This is a genomic window from Psychromonas sp. SA13A, assembly GCF_011378715.1.
Taxonomy (GTDB): domain Bacteria; phylum Pseudomonadota; class Gammaproteobacteria; order Enterobacterales; family Psychromonadaceae; genus Psychromonas.
The window spans coordinates 1-19,451 of record NZ_WTKU01000018.1; the positions used below are offsets into that span (position 1 = coordinate 1).

General features: G+C 36.9%; 15 protein-coding genes, 1 tRNA gene and 1 pseudogene. 11 read left to right on the forward strand and 6 right to left on the reverse strand.

The window, feature by feature from the left end:
• From GQR44_RS14360 to GQR44_RS14370, 3 genes are all read right to left on the reverse strand, one after another.
• On the reverse strand, positions 1–389 hold a 389-nt coding region (locus GQR44_RS14360; protein ID WP_166371881.1), incomplete at its 3' end, for a helix-turn-helix domain-containing protein.
• Positions 390–569: 180 nt separating this feature from the next.
• A complete protein-coding gene (locus tag GQR44_RS14365; RefSeq protein WP_166372439.1) occupies positions 570–863 on the reverse strand; it encodes a type II toxin-antitoxin system RelE/ParE family toxin in 294 nt (97 codons plus the stop codon).
• Positions 863–1,102: a type II toxin-antitoxin system ParD family antitoxin gene (locus GQR44_RS14370; RefSeq protein WP_166372440.1), complete on the reverse strand. Its 240-nt coding sequence runs from the start codon at positions 1,100–1,102 to the stop codon at positions 863–865. The genes GQR44_RS14365 and GQR44_RS14370 overlap by 1 nt, the downstream gene beginning before the upstream one ends.
• 1,888 nt (positions 1,103–2,990) lie before the next feature.
• Between GQR44_RS14370 and GQR44_RS14375 the strand changes: the two genes are divergently transcribed.
• The 3 genes from GQR44_RS14375 to GQR44_RS14385 all read left to right on the forward strand — a co-directional run bounded on the left by GQR44_RS14375 (position 2,991) and on the right by GQR44_RS14385 (position 5,755).
• Positions 2,991–3,290 carry a DUF1330 domain-containing protein gene (locus GQR44_RS14375; RefSeq protein ID WP_166372441.1) on the forward strand — a complete coding sequence of 100 codons (300 nt, stop codon included), beginning with the start codon at positions 2,991–2,993 and terminating at the stop codon, positions 3,288–3,290.
• Between the two features lie 853 nt (positions 3,291–4,143).
• Positions 4,144–4,887: a PEP-CTERM sorting domain-containing protein gene (locus GQR44_RS14380; RefSeq protein ID WP_166372442.1), complete on the forward strand. Its 744-nt coding sequence runs from the start codon at positions 4,144–4,146 to the stop codon at positions 4,885–4,887.
• 673 nt (positions 4,888–5,560) lie between these two features.
• Positions 5,561–5,755: a hypothetical protein gene (locus tag GQR44_RS14385; protein WP_166372443.1), complete on the forward strand. Its 195-nt coding sequence runs from the start codon at positions 5,561–5,563 to the stop codon at positions 5,753–5,755.
• Positions 5,756–6,035: 280 nt separating this feature from the next.
• On the opposite strand, the gene GQR44_RS14390 is transcribed toward GQR44_RS14385, so the two are convergent.
• Positions 6,036–6,818 carry an HAD family hydrolase gene (locus GQR44_RS14390; RefSeq protein WP_166372444.1) on the reverse strand — a complete coding sequence of 261 codons (783 nt, stop codon included), beginning with the start codon at positions 6,816–6,818 and terminating at the stop codon, positions 6,036–6,038.
• Between the two features lie 443 nt (positions 6,819–7,261).
• Here GQR44_RS14390 and GQR44_RS14395 point away from each other — a divergent pair.
• A tRNA-Ser gene (locus tag GQR44_RS14395) sits at positions 7,262–7,352 on the forward strand.
• A gap of 280 nt (positions 7,353–7,632) precedes the next feature.
• On the opposite strand, the pseudogene GQR44_RS19860 reads toward GQR44_RS14395, so the two are convergent.
• Positions 7,633–7,856: pseudogene (locus tag GQR44_RS19860) on the reverse strand (NAD(P)H-dependent oxidoreductase); the annotation flags it as partial.
• 212 nt (positions 7,857–8,068) lie between these two features.
• Here GQR44_RS19860 and GQR44_RS14400 point away from each other — a divergent pair.
• A complete protein-coding gene (locus tag GQR44_RS14400; protein ID WP_166372445.1) occupies positions 8,069–10,240 on the forward strand; it encodes an ankyrin repeat domain-containing protein in 2,172 nt (723 codons plus the stop codon).
• A gap of 184 nt (positions 10,241–10,424) precedes the next feature.
• Here the strand turns inward: GQR44_RS14400 and GQR44_RS14405 are convergent, their stop codons facing one another.
• Complete coding sequence (locus tag GQR44_RS14405) at positions 10,425–11,306, reverse strand: LysR family transcriptional regulator (protein ID WP_166372446.1); 882 nt, start codon at positions 11,304–11,306, stop codon at positions 10,425–10,427.
• Between the two features lie 208 nt (positions 11,307–11,514).
• Between GQR44_RS14405 and GQR44_RS14410 the strand changes: the two genes are divergently transcribed.
• The 6 genes from GQR44_RS14410 (at position 11,515) to GQR44_RS14435 (ending at position 19,137) form a co-directional block, all read left to right on the forward strand.
• Positions 11,515–11,925 carry a RidA family protein gene (locus GQR44_RS14410; protein ID WP_166372447.1) on the forward strand — a complete coding sequence of 137 codons (411 nt, stop codon included), beginning with the start codon at positions 11,515–11,517 and terminating at the stop codon, positions 11,923–11,925.
• A 136-nt stretch (positions 11,926–12,061) separates the two neighbouring features.
• A complete protein-coding gene (locus tag GQR44_RS14415; protein ID WP_166372448.1) occupies positions 12,062–13,525 on the forward strand; it encodes an aldehyde dehydrogenase family protein in 1,464 nt (487 codons plus the stop codon).
• A gap of 74 nt (positions 13,526–13,599) precedes the next feature.
• Positions 13,600–14,640, forward strand: a complete 1,041-nt coding sequence (locus GQR44_RS14420; protein WP_166372449.1) for a membrane dipeptidase — start codon at positions 13,600–13,602, stop codon at positions 14,638–14,640.
• Positions 14,641–14,962: 322 nt separating this feature from the next.
• Entirely contained in the window at positions 14,963–16,591 is a 1,629-nt protein-coding gene (locus GQR44_RS14425) for a BCCT family transporter (protein ID WP_166372450.1), read from the forward strand.
• An 84-nt stretch (positions 16,592–16,675) separates the two neighbouring features.
• Positions 16,676–18,418, forward strand: a complete 1,743-nt coding sequence (locus GQR44_RS14430) for a hypothetical protein (RefSeq protein ID WP_166372451.1) — start codon at positions 16,676–16,678, stop codon at positions 18,416–18,418.
• On the forward strand, positions 18,415–19,137 hold the full coding sequence (locus tag GQR44_RS14435; RefSeq protein WP_166372452.1) for a DUF3726 domain-containing protein: 723 nt from the start codon (positions 18,415–18,417) through the stop codon (positions 19,135–19,137). Before GQR44_RS14430 ends, GQR44_RS14435 begins: the two co-directional genes overlap by 4 nt.
• The last annotated feature ends 314 nt before the right edge of the window (positions 19,138–19,451 follow it).

Consider the following 19,451-nt stretch of genomic DNA (forward strand, 5'->3'; position numbering starts at 1 on the left):
AGGTATTGAAATAACTGACCTCCACGTTTCTTATCAGACCAAATATAAAGATAAATCGTTTCATGGCTAATCCGCACTTTGTGTTCTTCTCGCAACCATCCTGATATTTGCTCGGGACTCCATTCGAGTCGAATCTTTGAGTTAATTAATGCAATGAGGCTACTCGTCATTTTAATTGCTTTACGAGAATGTAATCGACGATGATGTGCAAACGATTGGGCTTGTTTAATGCGATATCCTCGCTTACCTGTATTACGAGAAAGCTCTCTACTGATAGTTGATTGACTAACTTTTAACTGTTGCGCAATTTTATTTTGACTCAGACCTATTTTCTTTAAAGCATAAATCTGGCATCTTAGCCCATAGGTCAGTTGTTTATATGTTTTCATTGTTGCATCTCTTGCCGGAGAAAAAGCGATAAGCATATATTCAGCTGACCGCTTTTTCTACTAATTCAAGTTATGCACTTATAATCTGAATCCAAGGATCTTATGAGAGTATGGTTATGTCAATTTTAATAAATCAATGCATTCTGTATTTTTCTGCTTAATTACGCTGTTAGGTTTTTATCAGAGTGCGCGGTTTACATCCATGCTTTTATGTAGGATTCGGACAATGAGTATTTGATTTACTTTGTGATTTTTGTAATAAATTACATGGTTTGCCTGGGGGTATTTACTATAGCCTTCTCTAATATAATCACAGTTGACTCCGATTTCAGGTTCATCTGCTAGTAATTGAAATGAGTAATCTAATATTTTTAAATAATCATTTCGTTGTGCTTGCCCCCATGTTAATTGGGTGTATTTTGCAATTTTAATTAAATCTGATTTCGCTTTAGCTGAGAGTGCGAATTTATTCATCAATGGCTATCTTTATCGAGTTCAGCAATTAATGAGTCATAGCTATAATCAACGGTGCCACTTTGCTCACCCTGAACTAGCATATTACGCAAATTAAGTAGTTTTGCTTCTTCGTCTTCTAATGCTCGCAAGCCTGCTCTAAGTACTTCACTTGCCGAACCGTAGCGACCTGAATGAAGTTGTTGGCTTATAAACTGATCAAAATGATCACCTAAAGTAACGCTCGTATTTTTAGCCATAATTAAAACCTTTTAGTTAGTACCAATATATATTGGATTATGGTATAAAAAACATAACAAGGCAATTAAAGGGAACAAAAAAGTTGGCTTTTTTCGTGCCTCAACAAGTATAGCCAACCATTTTAGTCCGCTTAGTGCGGCGTTGGTGCGTCAAGCTAAGCTTGATGCGTCTTGCAGGGTGTAAGTCCCTGTCAGGTAAGGTTTAACCAACCACCTGTATCGAGTGTTGCGCCTTTGGCGGAGTCTGGGATTCGTGTATCACTTATCTGCGATTTATCGCTCCAGATGAACAAGAAAGGTGAAGCGTACACAGAGAATCATATAGGCCATAGGGGGGACGTGTCCCTGAAGTGCTGGTATCGCTCCGATAAATATTAGATCTGACTGACGAGGTTTGCAACGCCATCGAAGTCCAAGCAAAGCAATCGCAGTGGTGAGATTGTGGCGAGTCAGCGGAGTTTTCAAGCCGTGGCATGTATGTAGAGATGCATTGAGAACTTGAGAGATCCAAAGGTATTCCACAAGGAAGGTGGTAGGGAAGTTGAGTGAAAAGCAAGGCAAACGAAGATCTTTTGGAAGTCAGATCAGCCCATAGTAGTCTGAGCAGGGGAAAGCCTTGTACATGGCGAAGGAGCTGACAGTTACCGTCGCTGACAGGGCGAAAACACTGTTGATAAGAATAAAGCTGACTGGATGAGCGTAGACGACCTATCTCACGAAACTCGAAATAATGAGAGCAAGTCTTGCGTTTTGCTTTTTTAATTCTTCTCCAAGCATCACTTGAGATACATACACTTTATTATCATTGTATTTCTTATTATGTTCGACGTGCTTATTTGTGTTGTGGAGATAAATAAACGGGTCAATCATTTAAACATCGCCGCCAACAAATGCTAGCTACCTATAATTTCTTTCCCCTATTTTTAGTTTAAATATATCTACGCACAGTACACGTGTTACTTCATATTTTTGCTGTGAATCGACATTTTCTATTTATACATATGATTCAGGTTTTATTCTGCTTGTTAACTTCTTGATTAGTTAATCAAAATTGCTATTGTGAGGTCAAATTAAAACAGATTAGATTGCTTTATTTATCCATTGTAAACATGGATTCTTCTGCCTAATAATCTGTTTTCTGTTCGAGCTAATATGGGGTGTTGCTAGTGAAGGTCTTTACAATTTCATTTGTTTTTTCAGTTATGACGTTATTTTTATTGATGGTTTTGGATGGTGAACTATCAAACTTATATTGTGTTTGGCCGCTTAAAATCATTGAAGCGACAGGTGTATTGGGCAACAACGCTCCAACTTTTTATTATGATTGGTATGAGTTCTCTATGGCATTCTCTTTGCTCTTACAAAGTGCTTTCATATATATGATCACATCAAGGCTCATGCGCAAAAAAAATATGTAAACGGAACTCAGCATTAACCTTTATTTTTAAATATTTTGCTGAGAGTAGCGGGGTAGGTTGGTTTTGCTTCGTTACTGGTTTTACTTATTGTTTTGCTCCCTATTTTGCTCCCTATTTTACTGCCGATCATTGGCTTTAAAAAGTTTATGGCTGTCTAATTCTCGATTTTCTAATGCTCGATTTCTAATTCTCGATTTAAAATTAGGTTCGTATTTGCTGATCGTGGATATATTTAGAAAATTAGATTTTAAATTGTAGAACTATTTTTCCATAATGATTGGAGAGTTAAATCATTTTCTTTTCTAAGATAATATTTATCATATGTCGATTGACGTAATAGTCCCAGGTTCGCAGGTTAATACCTTATCTATAAGGTCAAATAGCGATAAGGCCAAACTTTTACGGTTCCAGCCTTCATTAATTAATTAGAAGGCTCATCTAAATTTTCAACATATTCAAGGAATTGAAACATGACAGCTTATTTTGTTATTACTTACGATATCGCCGACTCTGTACAATATGCGCAATATAATCCTGGTTCAAACCATATAACCGGGAGTACTGTCGCTAAACATGGCGGTGAGATTATTGTTGCAAGTAATGATGCGCTTAGATTACATGGAGCTGAGACTGCAATGAAAGTAATTATACAGTTCCCAAGTCGTGAAGCAGCGCTAGCATGGGACAACGATGCTGATTATGCGAAGGCAAAAGCGATACGTTTAGCTTCAACAAAAAATATAAATGCGTTTATTGTTGATAAGCTTTAATTATTAAAAATGATTAATAATTACAGAAAAACACAACAAAATATTATGTGTTAATAGAAATTAGCGGCTAATTGCCGACCTCCTTTCATTTTCATGTAATCACGATAGTCCTAAGCGTTACTTGATGATGCAATTTATTGTCATTGTGTTTTTCACTTTTGTGTTCGCCGTACTTATGTGTGTTGTAAAGATAAATATATAGGCCGATCATTTGAGCATCCTATTTAATGGACGGTTGAGTGCATTCATCAACTCGCGCCTATATTCAGCATTAATATTAGTGCATACGCGACCATGGCGAACCATTATCACTCGCGAGTAGTTTTGGTAAGTACTACCAAGATGCAGGGGGCGTTAAAATAATTATCATGTTTTGAGTATACTGGTAAGTGTTGTAACGCCAGTAAAAATAAGTTTCGATGAAATATGCACTAGTTCCTTGAGCATTATCTATCTAAACATTGGTTGTCCTAAATACTTAGTGATAACTAAAACTTCTTTTCAGTTAAAATTCACGATGTATTACCTTAAGCAGTACTTTTATATATCCAAACGATAATTTACTCTATTTCCTGATTTACATTTCAATCGGTGCTCTATTTTACTTTCGATTTCTTTAAATTTATTGCTGTCCAAAAGTGCTTTTTATAATGATTAGATTAGAAAAAGTTACAGTGCCTAAGATGGATGTTATGGCAATAGAGTGTCGAATTATTTTACATTTTGTTTTTTTTATCTTTTTTATTTCACTTAAGTACTTGATAGTAATGTGTTGATTGTTTTGGCTTGATATTTGCTAGTTTCCTCGTTCTTAGGTCTTAAATGACCTCTAAAAATAAAAAAAGGATGTTTTATGAAATTAATTAATGTGATTGCATCAGGGCTAATGTTTTCTGCTAGTGTTGCTTATGCTGGTGCTATAGATCTCAATACTTGGAATCAATCAGGTAATAGTTCAAATGGAAATTGGAATGTTGCTGCTGACGGTACTTCTGTTTTACAAACTATTAACGGTAATCCTACTTTCTTTATAAGTAATGATTCTTTTATCAATAATCAATTTACAGGGACATTTGGCGTTGAAACGACATCTGACGATGACTTTATAGGGTTTGTTTTTGGTTATAACGGTCTAGATGACTTTTACCTTTTTGATTGGAAACAAAGTGAACAAAATTATTTAGGTAACACTGGTTCAGAAGGATTCACCTTATCAAAAATATCGGCTGGTGCGGATGTGAATTCTTTAAATGCTTTATGGGGTCATACTGGTAATGGTATCGACGTTCTTGATACTGATTATGGCAATGATCGCGGTTGGATTGATAATACAACGTATGACTTTACTTTAAACTATACTGATACCTCGATAGATATTTTTATTAATGGCGGCACATTTAGTGATGAAAATATATTCAGTCTTGCAGGTTTAAATAATGATTCTGGGAACTTTGGTTTCTTTAACTCATCTCAATCTCAAGTCAGATATACAGGATTTAAAGAAGAAGCAACATCGGTTCCTGAATCATCTACTCTAACTATCTTTGCATTAGCTATCGCAGGGCTATTTTGGCGTCGTAAAATCACCAATAAATAACTATCGTAGTAAATGGCGGCTCATAGAATAGAGCCTGATCATAAAAAATGAGCAGTTGATGACCTATCGTAATCCTCAGCTCATTTTACATTAACGCCATCACTGATCTAGGATCCCCAAGCTCCTTTTTAATTAGCTGTTTTTTCTCTAATTCACGAAATATTTGATTTGTAATCACAGATGAAACGACTAATAAATTGATATATTCACTTTTAAGGAAGATTCCTATTAAGTCGAGTGTAATGAAATATAAACGCGAGATATTAAAAAGCTTATGGCAGCTAAAAATTATTTGCTTACATTAGTCATACAAAGTTAGGTGCTCCATTGGCGGTGAATATTTAGTTGAGGTGCTCAAAGAATGGATCGTATTCGCTTAATGTATCAATAATTTTAGTCTATCTGGATATTTTATTTCTTTTAGATACAATGGCTTAATTGGTTTGTCGGACTCATTAACTTTAAGTAAGCGTTACAATTGATGCAACGTTAGCCATATGAATTTTTGTTGATTCTGTCAATCGATGACTTTTTATTTTGCTGTAAAAGAGCACTGAACATTAAAAATATAAAAACTGCCGTATTATTAATATTGCGCTTTACGCGATTTTAAAGGACACTATCACAAAGCCCTTACAGGCACTATTTTAATAAGATAAGGAACCAACTATATATGTCGGGTTTAAACAACCAAGATAGCAATCCAAACAGTGATAAAAATCAACTTAAAGCATTGCTAGAACAGCCTATTGAAGATTTACCTCTCATTTCACTTTACCGTATTAGATACCTAGCGACTGAATTGTCTATGGAATCTGTGGTTACCCATGCTCAACAGATCATTGATAAACGTAAAAATGCGATGTAATTAGTTTTTATTGACTGAATTAAGACCACTAATCATTAGCCGGCATTAATCTCAATCAATAACCATAATCAACCTACCTTTTAGTGAAATAGTTTTATAAACTCAGAGGTAGTTTGTTATGACGCAGTCTAGGTATTACAGTCTAGCCGCATATAAATCGTATTATCATTGAAAAATAATGGGAACACATGAATTATTGTGACCCCATTAATCATCTATTTCTAAACTCAACTAGCCTGTCTCTAAGCTATATCTAATCTAAGCTATATAGTTTTATTATTTAATAAACGTCTTCAATTAATTCTGCAACACTGTTATATGATTTTACAGAGGCTGCTTTCACATCATCTCTTGCATTATTTACCGTATAACCCTTGTATCTTTCTATCATCGGAATGTCGTTTAAATCATCCCCTATAACAGATACAAACTGCTCATCTATACCGGCATGCTCTATGAGAACAGCAACTCCGGTGGCTTTACTGATACCTTTAGGCACTATGTTTATGTAATTTAAATTAAGAAAAACTTCTACTTGGTTTTCATATTTGAGTAGGATTTCTTTTTTGAGTTGTTCTGCCTGTTCAAAATTATCATTTAAACAACCAATTAATAGCACATCGTCATCTAGCGCAGCTTGCATGGTTTTTGTATATATTGTTGAATTTCTATCGAATATTTCTTTGGACACTGCGTTGGTGAGGCTGGCACTTTTATGCGTCATATTGAAACCATCAAAGCCATTGGAGATGTTAATTTCATCGCCCATTTTTTCTCTTAACATCGCCACTAAATCTCTGGCTAATGTATTTTCTAAAGGTTGCTTAAACAATACATTGTTGTCTATATCAACAACAAATGAGCCATTCAGAGAAACAATGTAGTCATACTCTATATTTCTCATTCTTTTTTCGTTGAGCATACTCGCAACATCTCGACCTGTACTAATAGCAAAAATATTGCCTTTATTTCGCCACTTAGCTACCGCATTCATGTTGGTTTCTAAATCTTGTTGATCGTGTCGATGGAAGGTTTTATCGTAATCTGAAGCCACTAATTTCATGGAATTTAACCCTTTTTTATTTTATAAGTTGATCATGACATATACCTATATTACTTCATAATGCTTTGTCAGGCACGCGCTCAGATATCAGAACAATATGTGGTAATGATTTCCCTTTGTGATTATTGCAACACTGAATCGGTATTTACGTAGGTGCCTCGTAGAACAAATAAAATAACCATAAAAGAATGGGGCCTTTTAATCATTTTAGCGATAGAAGCGCCAGAAGTTAATCTTTCTAAAGTTAAATTGTATGCCTACCATTTGTCACTAATTTTCCTTGTTGGCTTCGCACTTTGAAGTCTCATGGGTATATACCCATGAGTAATCAATATGCTTTGTTTAATCTTTACTCATTTTTTTTAAAAAAATTAAAATTTGTCGATATTTATAAAAAGTACTTGGTTTTTATCTCAATTTCTATACTATACGCCTCGTTCTGCGGAGGGGTGGCAGAGCGGCTGAATGCACTGGTCTTGAAAACCAGCGAGGGTTAATAGCTCTCCGAGAGTTCAAATCTCTCCTCCTCCGCCACATTAAGAAAAAGGCTTCTCATTGAGAAGCCTTTTTCGTTTCTGCTTATAGCAATACTATCCAATACCACTCAATAGCTGATTATTTTATTACTTAAAACATATCAATTCTGCTTTAAAAATCATGAAAATAGTCTATTTGAATGAATGCATAATGAAGCCTCTTTTACTCCTCCTCACATTGATTTAGCGAATTAAAAATTAAGTCGTTTTATGGTGGTATTTACATTTTGATTGGGCTATTTCTAGAATACTCAATTTTGAGTTTAGCTGGTTATAAATCCATTTTTGTCTGTATTCCAATCTGCAAAAGCGTAAGCACCCATGACGTTACCGTACATTTTTGCAGGTAAGTGACCTGAGCTAACTTCTGCATCTACTCGCTTAGGGAGTTTGTCTTTTGTAAATTTAGGATCTTAAGCAAATAAAATTGTATGAGATGCTTTTTTGTATGTGGCAGCTTAAACCGATGTTCGTTAGCAAATGTGTTATGCAAACGTTATTTGCATATCTTCAGCTGAGGTACGTTTTGTTTAATCATGATTTTAGCGGTGTAACTAATGTTTAAGTCTTTAATGATTTATTGAGGCATATTGAGGGATAGTATTTTATTGTTTTATCATCTCTGCCTAGCCAATCAGTAATGTCATGGAACTGGTATTATTAATGCGTATTGTTATTATATTGTTATCAATCTAATTTACCAAGGATGGCATCATGATAAAAAAACAGATCATAAAATATACAACTACATTGGTTATGGCATTCAGTGTATTGAGCTGTGCTACTAATCCTTCATCTTCTAAAAGTAATGAACATGCTAGGGAAGTATTGCACGAAGTAAGCAATAGCGATGTCAGTACTAGTCGCTATGCACAGAAGGATCAAAAAGTCGGCTTTTTTGTTAGTGAAAATAAATTTAATCAACTTCATTCACAAACCATTAATCATTGGCCAAGTGATATTTATGCTGAAGATAATGAAGGGGGGAAAGTTTATTTAAATAGAAACAAAGATAATACTTACAACATTGGTTTCATTACTTGGAAAACAATACCTTTAACTGCTGAATATGTATTGTTAGTGAGCCAGAATAAGGATTTAATCAATAATTTACATTATGCAAAAATAATACGCTTTAACGATAACGGTTTTGAGCAGTTCGTTATCGAACCGGAGATCTGGTATATATTATCAAAAACTAAACAGTTAAATTGGCGGGTCCAAGAGGATCTGTCGCTTGAAGGAGAGGGCGAAAAGGAGATTAACTTTCTATTTGAAGATAGTTTTGAGGGCCTAAAAAAACAATTAACCAGTTATTTAAATGAAGGACATAAATTAGTAGGATTCAATATTCTGCAGCTTTTATCGCAAGCAAAAAGTGATCGTTATAAAACCTACCTTTCTTACTTTCAGCCTGCTTATCATGCCAATGAACTGTTTCTCTTAGCGCATCAAGGTCAAGGCATGACACATACACAAATCAATAATGTCATTCATGGTCAAATATTGCCTGCATTCTCAGCCTTTTATAATCGTTACAGTACAAATCAAGAATTTAGCGATGAGTTGTATTTCCAAGAGACTTTAAATATTTACGATAGCCTACAAAAAGGAGGAGATCGAGTTTTTCTAGAGTTGCAAAATAAAGTGTTAAGAAATGCAATTACCCAACAAATAGTTGAACAACAAGACTACACGGTATTAAGCGATGATTATTCAGAACTCGTAAGAGCAGTTAATGCTAAAGATATGAAGGGTATAAAAAAAGTGTTGCAGGAAACGGCAGATATTAATGAACACTATAAAAACTGGTCAGCGGCACACCAAGCGGCACAAGATGGGTCTTTAGAAATATTACGTTTATTGGTTGATAACGGTGCTGATATTAAAGTACGAACGGAGACTAAAACGCCATTATTAAGTTCGGTATCTGAAAATAGAAAAAATAAAGCAGGAAATTATATCAACATTGCCAACTATTTGATCCGAGAGGGGGCTGATGTTAATGCACGTATAGCAACCAATTTATTGTCACCATTAATTTATGCGGCTAAAAATAATCAAACAGAGATGGTTAGCTTGTTATTAGAAAATGACGCTGAACTATGGGCAGAAGATTATGCGGGAAGTAGCGCATGGGAATGGGCTTCGCATAAAAACAATAAAGAAGTGATTGAGATATTTGAAAGGTTTAATGCAAAAGGAGGTTTTGCTGCTTATGATGCGATTGAAGCCGGTAACTTAACGCAGTTTAAGCGTGAAGTGAATCGAATGAACAATATTTATCAACTCAGCCCTAACGATGATAGCTCATCGTTATTATCTAAGGCGGCAGCAGCAGGCAAGTTAGGCATGGTAAAATATTTAATCGGTGAAGGCTTCAATATTAATTTTGATGCCAATCTGGGAGTAACTGGGGCTTACCTTGCTGCTAAAAATAATCAATTAGAAGTCTTAACTTTTTTAGCAGAGCATGGCGCAGACTTACAAAAACAATCTTATTACGCACCGATTCATACTGCCGCTTTTCGTGGGCATATGAATATTGTGAAATTTTTACTTAAACAGAAATATGTGGATCCTTTAATAGAATCAAATTCAACTAAATCCACGGCTTTACATTTAGCAATAGAAGGTAATCACGCAGATATGGTTGAGCTATTGTTACAACAGCCAGCTTATTATAATGCCCAGGCCATTAATGGAAATGAAACTGGTGATAGCCCATTACTATTTTTATTTAAAAATAAGCACGATAACCGTCGTATATTTGAAATGTTAATGGAGCAACCATGGACGAATATAAAACAAAAAAATAATGAAGGAAAAACAGCTTACGATTATGCGGAGGAAGCCGGATTTTATGAGTATTTAAATGAGTTGTAATTTCACATCTCGTTTTAGTGCATAACGGTGACTTGAAGGCACTTTTTATGGGTGCCTTTCAAGTGAATAAGCGTGTTATTAAATGTTAAATAACAGCACCTTCAATATTCAATCCGCCAACTATTAAACTCACATGCTCCTTCAAATAGCCCTCAATTATTTTAAATGAGGTCACATTCATAACTTACTTTGAATTAGTAAGATACTGAATACACAGGTCATGAAACGCTAGCGCTTGAGGGTACATTATTTTATCAATTAAACGGAAAATGCCAATTTGTCGTTCAATGAGTGGATTAATCAGCGGGATCCAAGTTAAGTGTGTGGAATGTGTTGGAAAAGCTAATTTAGGTAATGTTGTTACGCCTATGCCCAGCTCTAATACTGAGAATAAAGAGGTAATATTCTCGACGGAGCAAATCGCTTTCTCACTGAGTAGTCGTGCGGGAGTTGGGTCAAGTAAGACACAGGTCCCATTTCGAATGAAAGGTTGATCTAACAATGCTTGCCATTCTATACCTTTAGTCTGGGCTGCTAATGGATTATCTTTTAGGCATACCACCCCAATTGGATCAGAAATTAAAGGGGTAAATGCAATCTTTTGCTCGTCAATATAAGAACAATTACCTAATGCTAAATCAACCTCTCCAGAGAGCAAACGTGCCTCTACACCTGCCGCATTATCATCAATTAAACTGACCTCTACGTTAGGATATTTTTCATAAAACTCACCTAGCACACTCGGAATCAATTTGGCGGCCACGGAGGGTACACTAGCAATTCTAACTTTGCCTTTTTTCCCCGCTGCTGTAGCCTTTAAATCATATTCTAACGTATTGTAAACATTAATAAATTGTTTGATTCTTGGTAAGCATATTTCTCCATAAGGAGTTAATGTTGATTTGTTACCTGCTTCAAAAAGAGACTGCCCTAGAATACGCTCCAGCTCCTTTATTGATGTTGAAAGTGCAGCTTGTGATCGATTTGCAAGTTCCGCTGCAGCGCGAAATCCTCCTGACTCGACGACTAAAATAAAATGTTTTAATTGTTGGATTTTAAAGCTCATGGTTTATTCCTGATCGCACATATTCAAGATTTGCTGCTTTTTATTTATCAACAGCAATTTATCGCGGACAACAGCATTACAAACTGTCTGTTACATTGCATTAACTCTTAAAGTGATAAGTTTTATTTATCACTTTGATAAAATTTACCGTTATATTTATCAATAGTCAAAGGTTAGTATATTTTCACTTTATAAGGAGAGCCAAAAAATGAATCAAAGCGTAACAGTTAAGAACAACAAATATGCAGTTAAAACAGCGCTTTTTGCGTCAAAAGCTCCACTTGAGTGGGCTATTGTCAATAATGGCACTTTATATACCGCACAAATACCTATTGATCAAAGTGGTGTTGTTGTACCCGGTGGGATCGAAGCACAAACACGTCAAACGCTTGAAAACCTAGCACATACCTTAGAGTCGGCAGGAGAATCTTTAGATTCAGTGGTTCAGGTGTTAATTTACGTCACCGATCGAGCATACCTAAAAACAGTTAATGATATTTATGCCGAGTATTTTAAGGCTCCTTATCCAAACCGTGCAGCAGTGGTTGTTGCAGGGCTCGCGAGAGAAGAGATGCTGGTGGAATTAGTCGTCTATGCATCGGTTCAATCTGAACAGTAACTATTTATTAGTAAATGTTTATTAGCAGTTATCTGTTAGTAAATGTTTATTAAAAATTATCTATTAAAGAATACAGCGCTAGTTTGTTAATAAATGTAAAAAACATCATCGCTAACGAATACAAAAGGAAATAAACATGACAGCTCAAGCACAAAATATTCAAGCAGAAAAGTCTCTTTATATTGCTGGAGAATGGCAAGCGGGTGTAAGCACAGTTGCCAATATTAACCCGTCTGACATTAGTCAAACACTAGGTCATTTTGCTCAAGCAAGTTCAGCACAGGTAGCCCAAGCGATTGCTGCAGCAAAACAAGCGCAACCAGAATGGGAAAAAACACCTCTTGAGCGTAAACAGTCAGTATTACAAGCGATTGGTGATGAACTGATTGCACGTTGTGATGAGCTAGGGCGTTTATTATCTAGTGAAGAAGGTAAGCCTTTTTTAGAGGGAAGAGGTGAGATTTACCGTGCAGGTCAATTTTTCCAATATTTTGCCGCTGAAGTATTACGTCAAATTGGTGATAACGCAGATTCAGTGAGACCAGGTGTTTCTGTTGATGTCACGCGTGAAGCAGTGGGCGTGATTGCGATTATCTCTCCTTGGAATTTTCCAACAGCTACTGCCGCTTGGAAAATAGCACCTGCACTTGCGTTTGGTAATAGTGTGATTTGGAAACCTGCGAATTTAACACCTGCTAGTGCTGTTGCATTAACTGAAATTATTTCTCGCCAAGGTTTACCGGCAGGCACCTTTAACCTTGTTTTAGGTAGTGGTTCTGAAGTTGGTGATGCCTTGATTCACAGTAAAGAGATTAATGGCGTGAGCTTTACCGGTTCAGTGGATACTGGTCGTAAAGTAGCCGCGGCAACGGCGCCAAACTTCATTCGCAGCCAATTAGAGATGGGCAGTAAAAATGCACTATTAATTGCAGATGATGCAGATATTCAAATTGCTGTTGAAGCAACTATCGCCGGCTCATTTTCAGGTTCAGGTCAAAAATGTACGGCATCATCACGTTTAGTGGTTATGGATAAAGTACACGATGTTTATGTGGAAGCATTAATCAAACGTATGAGTGAACTAACCGTCGGCCATGCATTAAAAGAAGGCGTTTTCATGGGACCAGTAGTTGATTCAAAACAACTTGAGTCAAACTTTGCATGGCTTAACAAAGCAACCACTAGCGGTGCTGAAATAGGGGTTGGTGGTGAGCGACTAAATCTTGAACATGAAGGTTATTACATGTCTCCGACTTTATTGTTAGATACAAAAAATAGCTGGGAAATTAATCAAGAAGAAGTGTTTGCTCCAATGGCGAGTGTGATCCGTGTTGCCGATTTAGAAGAAGGTATTGCAACGGTTAATGACACTCGTTTTGGTCTGACAGGCGGCATCATCACTCAGAGTTTACGTAACAGTGCAATGTTCAAAGAACAAGCTCAAACAGGTTGTGTAATGGTTAACCTAGCAACGGCAGGAACAGATTATCACGTACCATTTGGCGGGCGTAAAGAGTCTAGTTTTGGTCCAAGAGAGCAAGGTCAATATGCGAAAGAGTTCTACACCGTGGTTAAAACAACTTATCAACGTCCTTATTAAGGTCAGTTAGATATAGGTGAACAACGGATTAGTGCTCAGTTCAAATTAACAAAGAGTGAAAGTAAGGAAATATTATGTATCAAAAACAAATTGTGATTGATGGATTGCAGTATTGCAATTGGAGCAGAGAGTATTTTCAAACGCTTCAAGCAAGTGGTATCACAGCGGTACACGCTACTTTGGTTTATCACGAAAATGCACGCGAAACCTTAAGTCGTTTTGCTGAGTGGAATTTACGGTTTGAGCAAAATGCAGATTTAATTATGCCGATCCACTCTTTGGCAGACATTAAAACTGCCAAGGCTCAGGGCAAGGTCGGTATCTTCTTTGGCGCGCAAAACTGTTCCTCTATTGATGATGAGATAGGTTTGATTGAAGTAATGCGCCAACAAGGTTTGCTGATTATGCAGTTGACTTATAACAACCAAAGTTTATTGGCGACGGGATGTTATGAGAAGAACGATACAGGCATCACGCGCTTTGGCAAACAGGCGATAGAAGAGATGAATCGCGTTGGAATGATTATTGATATGTCACACAGTGCCGAGCGTTCTACGCTGGAAGCGATTGAACTATCTTCTCGTCCAATTTGCATTAGTCATGCAAACCCTAGTTTTGCTTACGATGCTTTACGTAACAAGTCAGATACCGTGATTAAAGCATTAGCTGAAAATGGTGGTTTATTAGGTTTTAGTTTGTATCCCTTCCATTTACCTAATGGCAGCCAATGTACATTGCAACAATTTTGCCAAATGGTCGCCAAAACAGCGGATATGGTCGGGGTTGAACACTTAAGCATCGGCAGTGATTTATGTCTAAATCAACCACAAAGTGTATTGCAATGGATGCGTAATGGACGTTGGTCAAAAGACATGGATTACGGTGAAGGTTCTGCTGGTAATGCCGGGTGGCCTGATTCGTTACCTTGGTTCTGCGGTAGTGCTGGTATGGAAAATATTTATAACGGATTAATAAGTCATGGGTTCAAGGAATCTGAGGCTGGGTTAATACTTGGTGGTAATTGGTGCAACTTCTTAGAAAAAGGACTTATACCAATCTCTCAACAAAGTACCCCACACATGGAGTCATCTTCTCAATATAAAATTATTGCTTAGGTGGTAAATAAAGTATGTATCAATGGTGATGAGCAATTGGACATCTGGTGTATTTCAAAAGTGCCCCCTGAAGATAGTGACCAATTGTGTTTCTCCTTTGATGCATGCAGTGAAAGCAAATTTACAAATTAACTGTCCATACGCTTGTAAAAGCGATTTGAGTGAAGCTATTTATCGTAACTAATTAATAATTTTAACTCTCTATTCTAGATTTAGAACAAAGATTTAGAACAATTAGTGACTTTAATCGATAGTTTTGTTTTGTGCACAAATAGACGGCTTAATTAATAAATTAGCAAGACAAACTTTTTAGGAGTCAGATATGACTGATTTAACTAATAATATGAAAGTTACAGGTATCGATAATTCGCTTGTTGCAAGTAATAAATTAGCTGATGGGAAGCAACAATCCGATGCAAGTTCGAACAAAGATAATAGCTCGACGGCTGCCAAGTTAGCGTTAGGTAATCCTACTTTTTGGTACAGCGGCGGTTTTATTTGTTTGTTTGTATTACTGGCTTTATACGATGGCGAACTGTTGGCCAGTGTAGTCAACACGGGGTTTTCATGGGCAGTTAATGTATTTGGTCCTTATTGGCAAGTGTTGTTGTTACTGACTTTTTTAATTGGTCTTGCTTTAGCCGCTGGTAGAACCGGTAAAGTTATTTTGGGTGGTATTGATAAACCTGAAATGGACGGTTTCCGTTGGATGGCAATTATCTTTTGTACTTTGTTGGCCGGTGGTGGTGTTTTTTGGGCGGCTGCAGAGCCAATTGCTCATTTTGTTAGTCCTCCTCCTATCTATGGGGCGTCAGAAGATGTGCAACAAATGGCGTTTAATGCATTATCACAATCATTTATGCACTGGGGATTCCTTGCTTGGGCTATCGTCGGAAGTTTAACCTCTATTGTTGTGATGCACCTGCATTACAATAAAGGTTTACCATTAAAACCACGTATTCTGCTTTATCCTGTACTTGGTGAACGAGCACTAAAAGGCCATACCGGTGCATTGATTGATGCGTGTTGTATTGTCGCCGTTGCCGCCGGCACTATTGGGCCTATTGGCTTCCTAGGCCTACAAGTTAGTTATGCATTAAACGTATTGTTTGAGATCCCTGATGGTTTTACAACTCAGCTTGTAATTATCATGTTTGCCATTGTTTTATATACGTTATCTGCATTAAGTGGTCTTAACCGTGGAATGCAAATGTTAAGCCGTTATAACGTGATCTTAGCTTCTGCGTTAATGATTTATATTTTAATTTTTGGTCCAACCAATTTTATCATCAATGGTTATATTCAAGGCGTTGGTGGTCTAGTTAATAACTTTATTCCGATGGCAACATTCCGTGGTGATGAAGGTTGGCTAAGCTGGTGGACTGTATTCTTTTGGGGATGGTTCCTGGGTTATGGCCCAATGATGGCGATATTCATTGCCCGTATCTCTCGCGGCAGAAGTATTCGTCAGCTAGTGTGTACGATCAGTATTATAGCGCCGTTGGTGACATGTTTTTGGTTCACCGTAGTGGGTGGTTCAGGGTTAGCATTTGAAATAGCAGAACCTGGTAGTGTGAGTAAAGCATTTGAGGGCTTTAACTTACCGGGCGCTTTATTAGCTGTAACGACTCAACTACCGTTTCCGATGCTGATCTCGATTCTATTTTTGATATTAACTACTATTTTCATTGTCACCACCGGCGACTCGATGACCTATACCATCAGTGTTGTGATCAGTGGCGAAACTGAACCAAATGCAATGATCCGTATATTTTGGGGAGCAATGATGGGCTTGACTGCATTGATCTTAATATCTATCGGGTCAGGGGGAATATCTGCACTGCAGTCCTTCATCATTATAACTGCTGTGCCAGTGTCGATTATCTTATTACCATCTTTGTGGAATGCACCTCAAATTGCGATGAAAATGGCAAAAGAACAGGGTTTCTAAAGGTCGTAATAAAGAATTTAAGCAAGAAGGGCGCTAAAATCGCGCCCAAATATAAACCATTAACACTGAAAGGTGGTGAGCAGTATGGAAGCACATCGTTTAACAAATAATGACGTCAATATGCGTCGTCCAGAAGTTGTTATGGCACCACAAAGATTGGGTGCTATGCATTCCAATAGAATAAGCTTTGTTCGTACTTTAATTCGTAAAATGGCACAACAGAAATGGCAAGTCACTAAGGATCTCTGGCAACTATCGCCACAGGGTTTTGGGCATGTTATTTATAAACTTAAGACACCTAATCATGTTTATCATCTAGTCGTTTTTTGTAATGAAATAGAAGACGATGAACGTAATGATCGTGTTATCGCTGAAAAATGGGACGTTACCTTTGCGCTGGTTTATGGAGACGTATCAGAACAGTTATTAGCTCAGTTGCAAGCCAATGTTCCTTTACAAGAAGCTGGTAGAAATCCAACTAATGTACTGGTATTAGCAAGAGCAAATAAAAGTGTGCGTGTGTTTGAACATATTGTTTCTCACTTAGCTGAAGGTAAGCAACCGACCTCTGATGAACTGGTTGATGTGGGGTATATTCTTCGTACTACGGCTGTTTACGGTAATGGTAAATTTGGTATTGCTGATTTTAAAATATTAGAGAACAACTCTGATTTTAAACAATCCTTTAGTGCTCAAATGTGCGCGGTATATTTGTTACGTGAATTCAGTTTAGATTGGATTGATTACCTAGCAAAGCAGAAGGGTGGTGAAAAAGCGTCTCCTTTAAGTAATGACCTAAAACGTTATCTTGGTGTGGGTAATGCGACTGGTTTAGGCATGGCACCTTATTTAATTAATCATCCCTGTATTGTTGACCAATGGATGTCTAATCGTGAAGCGGCATTAACATTGGTACTAGACTGTCCTGCGGATTCTGAAAAGCATCAATCATTGCTATTTTTACTTAATAAAGCGGTGTGTCATTTACAACAAGTGAATACGCAGAATCAAAATCAAGATCAGTTAAATCATTGTTCAGTTAATGAGTTACAGAGTTTTAATGGTCAATTAAAAGATTTAATTTCTGCCAGTAACACTTGGCGTGACTTGCTGAATGCAACTGAAGACTTAAGTGTAGAAACACAAGAAATCTTAATTTCTTGTTTAATGGAAATTTATCCAGAATTAGTTGATAACTTTCAAGATCAAGTCAATACACATGAAAGTTTAAACCTAGCAAAGGGTAAAAAAGTTAACGATTTATTATTGCTGTTAAATGAAAAATACCGCTGGGCTATTGAGACTGATTTTAGCAAATCAGAAAATAATTATTGGTTTTGGTATCGATCGCAGGATAAGGAAGAACCACGTTTAGGTATTCGCGGTGAAGAGATAGGTGAGGAGCGAGAATTACCGCTAGACATTGGTCGTCAGGTATATCGTTTATATTATGCTTTATTAGCTTACTCTCCAGAAATGTCCTTGGCTGAGTTTCTATTACAAAAGCCACAATATAGAGCCATTGCACGTCGAGTATGGACATTAGGTAATAAAGTAATGGGCGATATTCAAATGAATGTGCTGCATAAACAATCGTTACCAATGCATTTATTACGCTGTAAGTTATCTTTTTTTGGGGCGACTAAATTTGACCCCCGTTCAGATCGTTGGGTAAGGGTTAGCTTCTTTCAAGGTGCACCTTTGTTGAATGAGATTCATGATGGTGAGTGGTTATTCCCAGTGTTACCTCAGCAAGCAGTCGTTGATAAAAGTACAGATGCGGCAGTAGATAAATCAATAATTGCAGTACAGGAGAGCAGTAAATGATTGTTACACACAATGAATTAATTACAGTGACGAATAAGGCTTTCCTGGGTATGCGACGTGTATGCGGTGAAGCTGATTTGATTGCAAATATGGTGGCTGATCTACAAATGGTGGGTTTGCATGGGGTAAAGCATTTTAATAATGCTACTCAGTTCATCTCTTTAGAGAGAGATGAACCCGTTGATATTAAGGTCATTGATGGGCATTTAATAGCCGATCTGCATGGCAGTAGTGTCGCTTGCCATTTACCGGTGATTATTGATTATGCACTTGAACAAATGATTGCTAATAAGCATTTAAAACTGTCGTTAAAAAACTGCCACAATCGCTGGTTGGCCTATAGTGAATTATTGATGTTGGCCGGTAAAGGTATTGCTTGTAAAGCACAATGGGATAATGGAAGTAGCCCTAAACACACCCTATATATTTTGAACAGAGGTTGTGTGTTACCTGAGTTATTTTTAGCAGAAACGCTGCAACGAGAGGTTAATGGGTTAAACGATATGACCATTGAACTATCGGTTAATGATTTTGATATCGACAATTTATCCTCGGGTTATAGCAAGCATATAGATGCTAAAAACCTCAGTGGAGTTCAAGATACTGCTTGGAATAAAGGGGTTTTTGTTGAAGATCACGAGTGGGAGCTATTAAAAAACACCGCTACTGCGATACTTGTTGAGAACAGCGAGCAATCGATCAGAGGAGCGGGGGAATAGCCTTTTTCCCGTCCCTTTTTGATTGTAAAGGTACGGGAAACAAAGGTTATAAGATGTAAAAAGAAAAGCTGAATAGGCTCAATGTTTATCATCTATTTAATTAACGTCACTTCTTAATATACTTTTACTTCAAACTGCAGAAAAAAACCGACCTAAGACATGAATAATGTATAACCATTATTATACTGATCGCTATAACCATCGCCTATTTGAAATTAAATGACTTATTAAATTAACGGTTAATGTAAGATGAAATAAATAGTTTATATTCAACATCCTGATACATTGCACTTATTGTGTGAATCTAGGAAGTG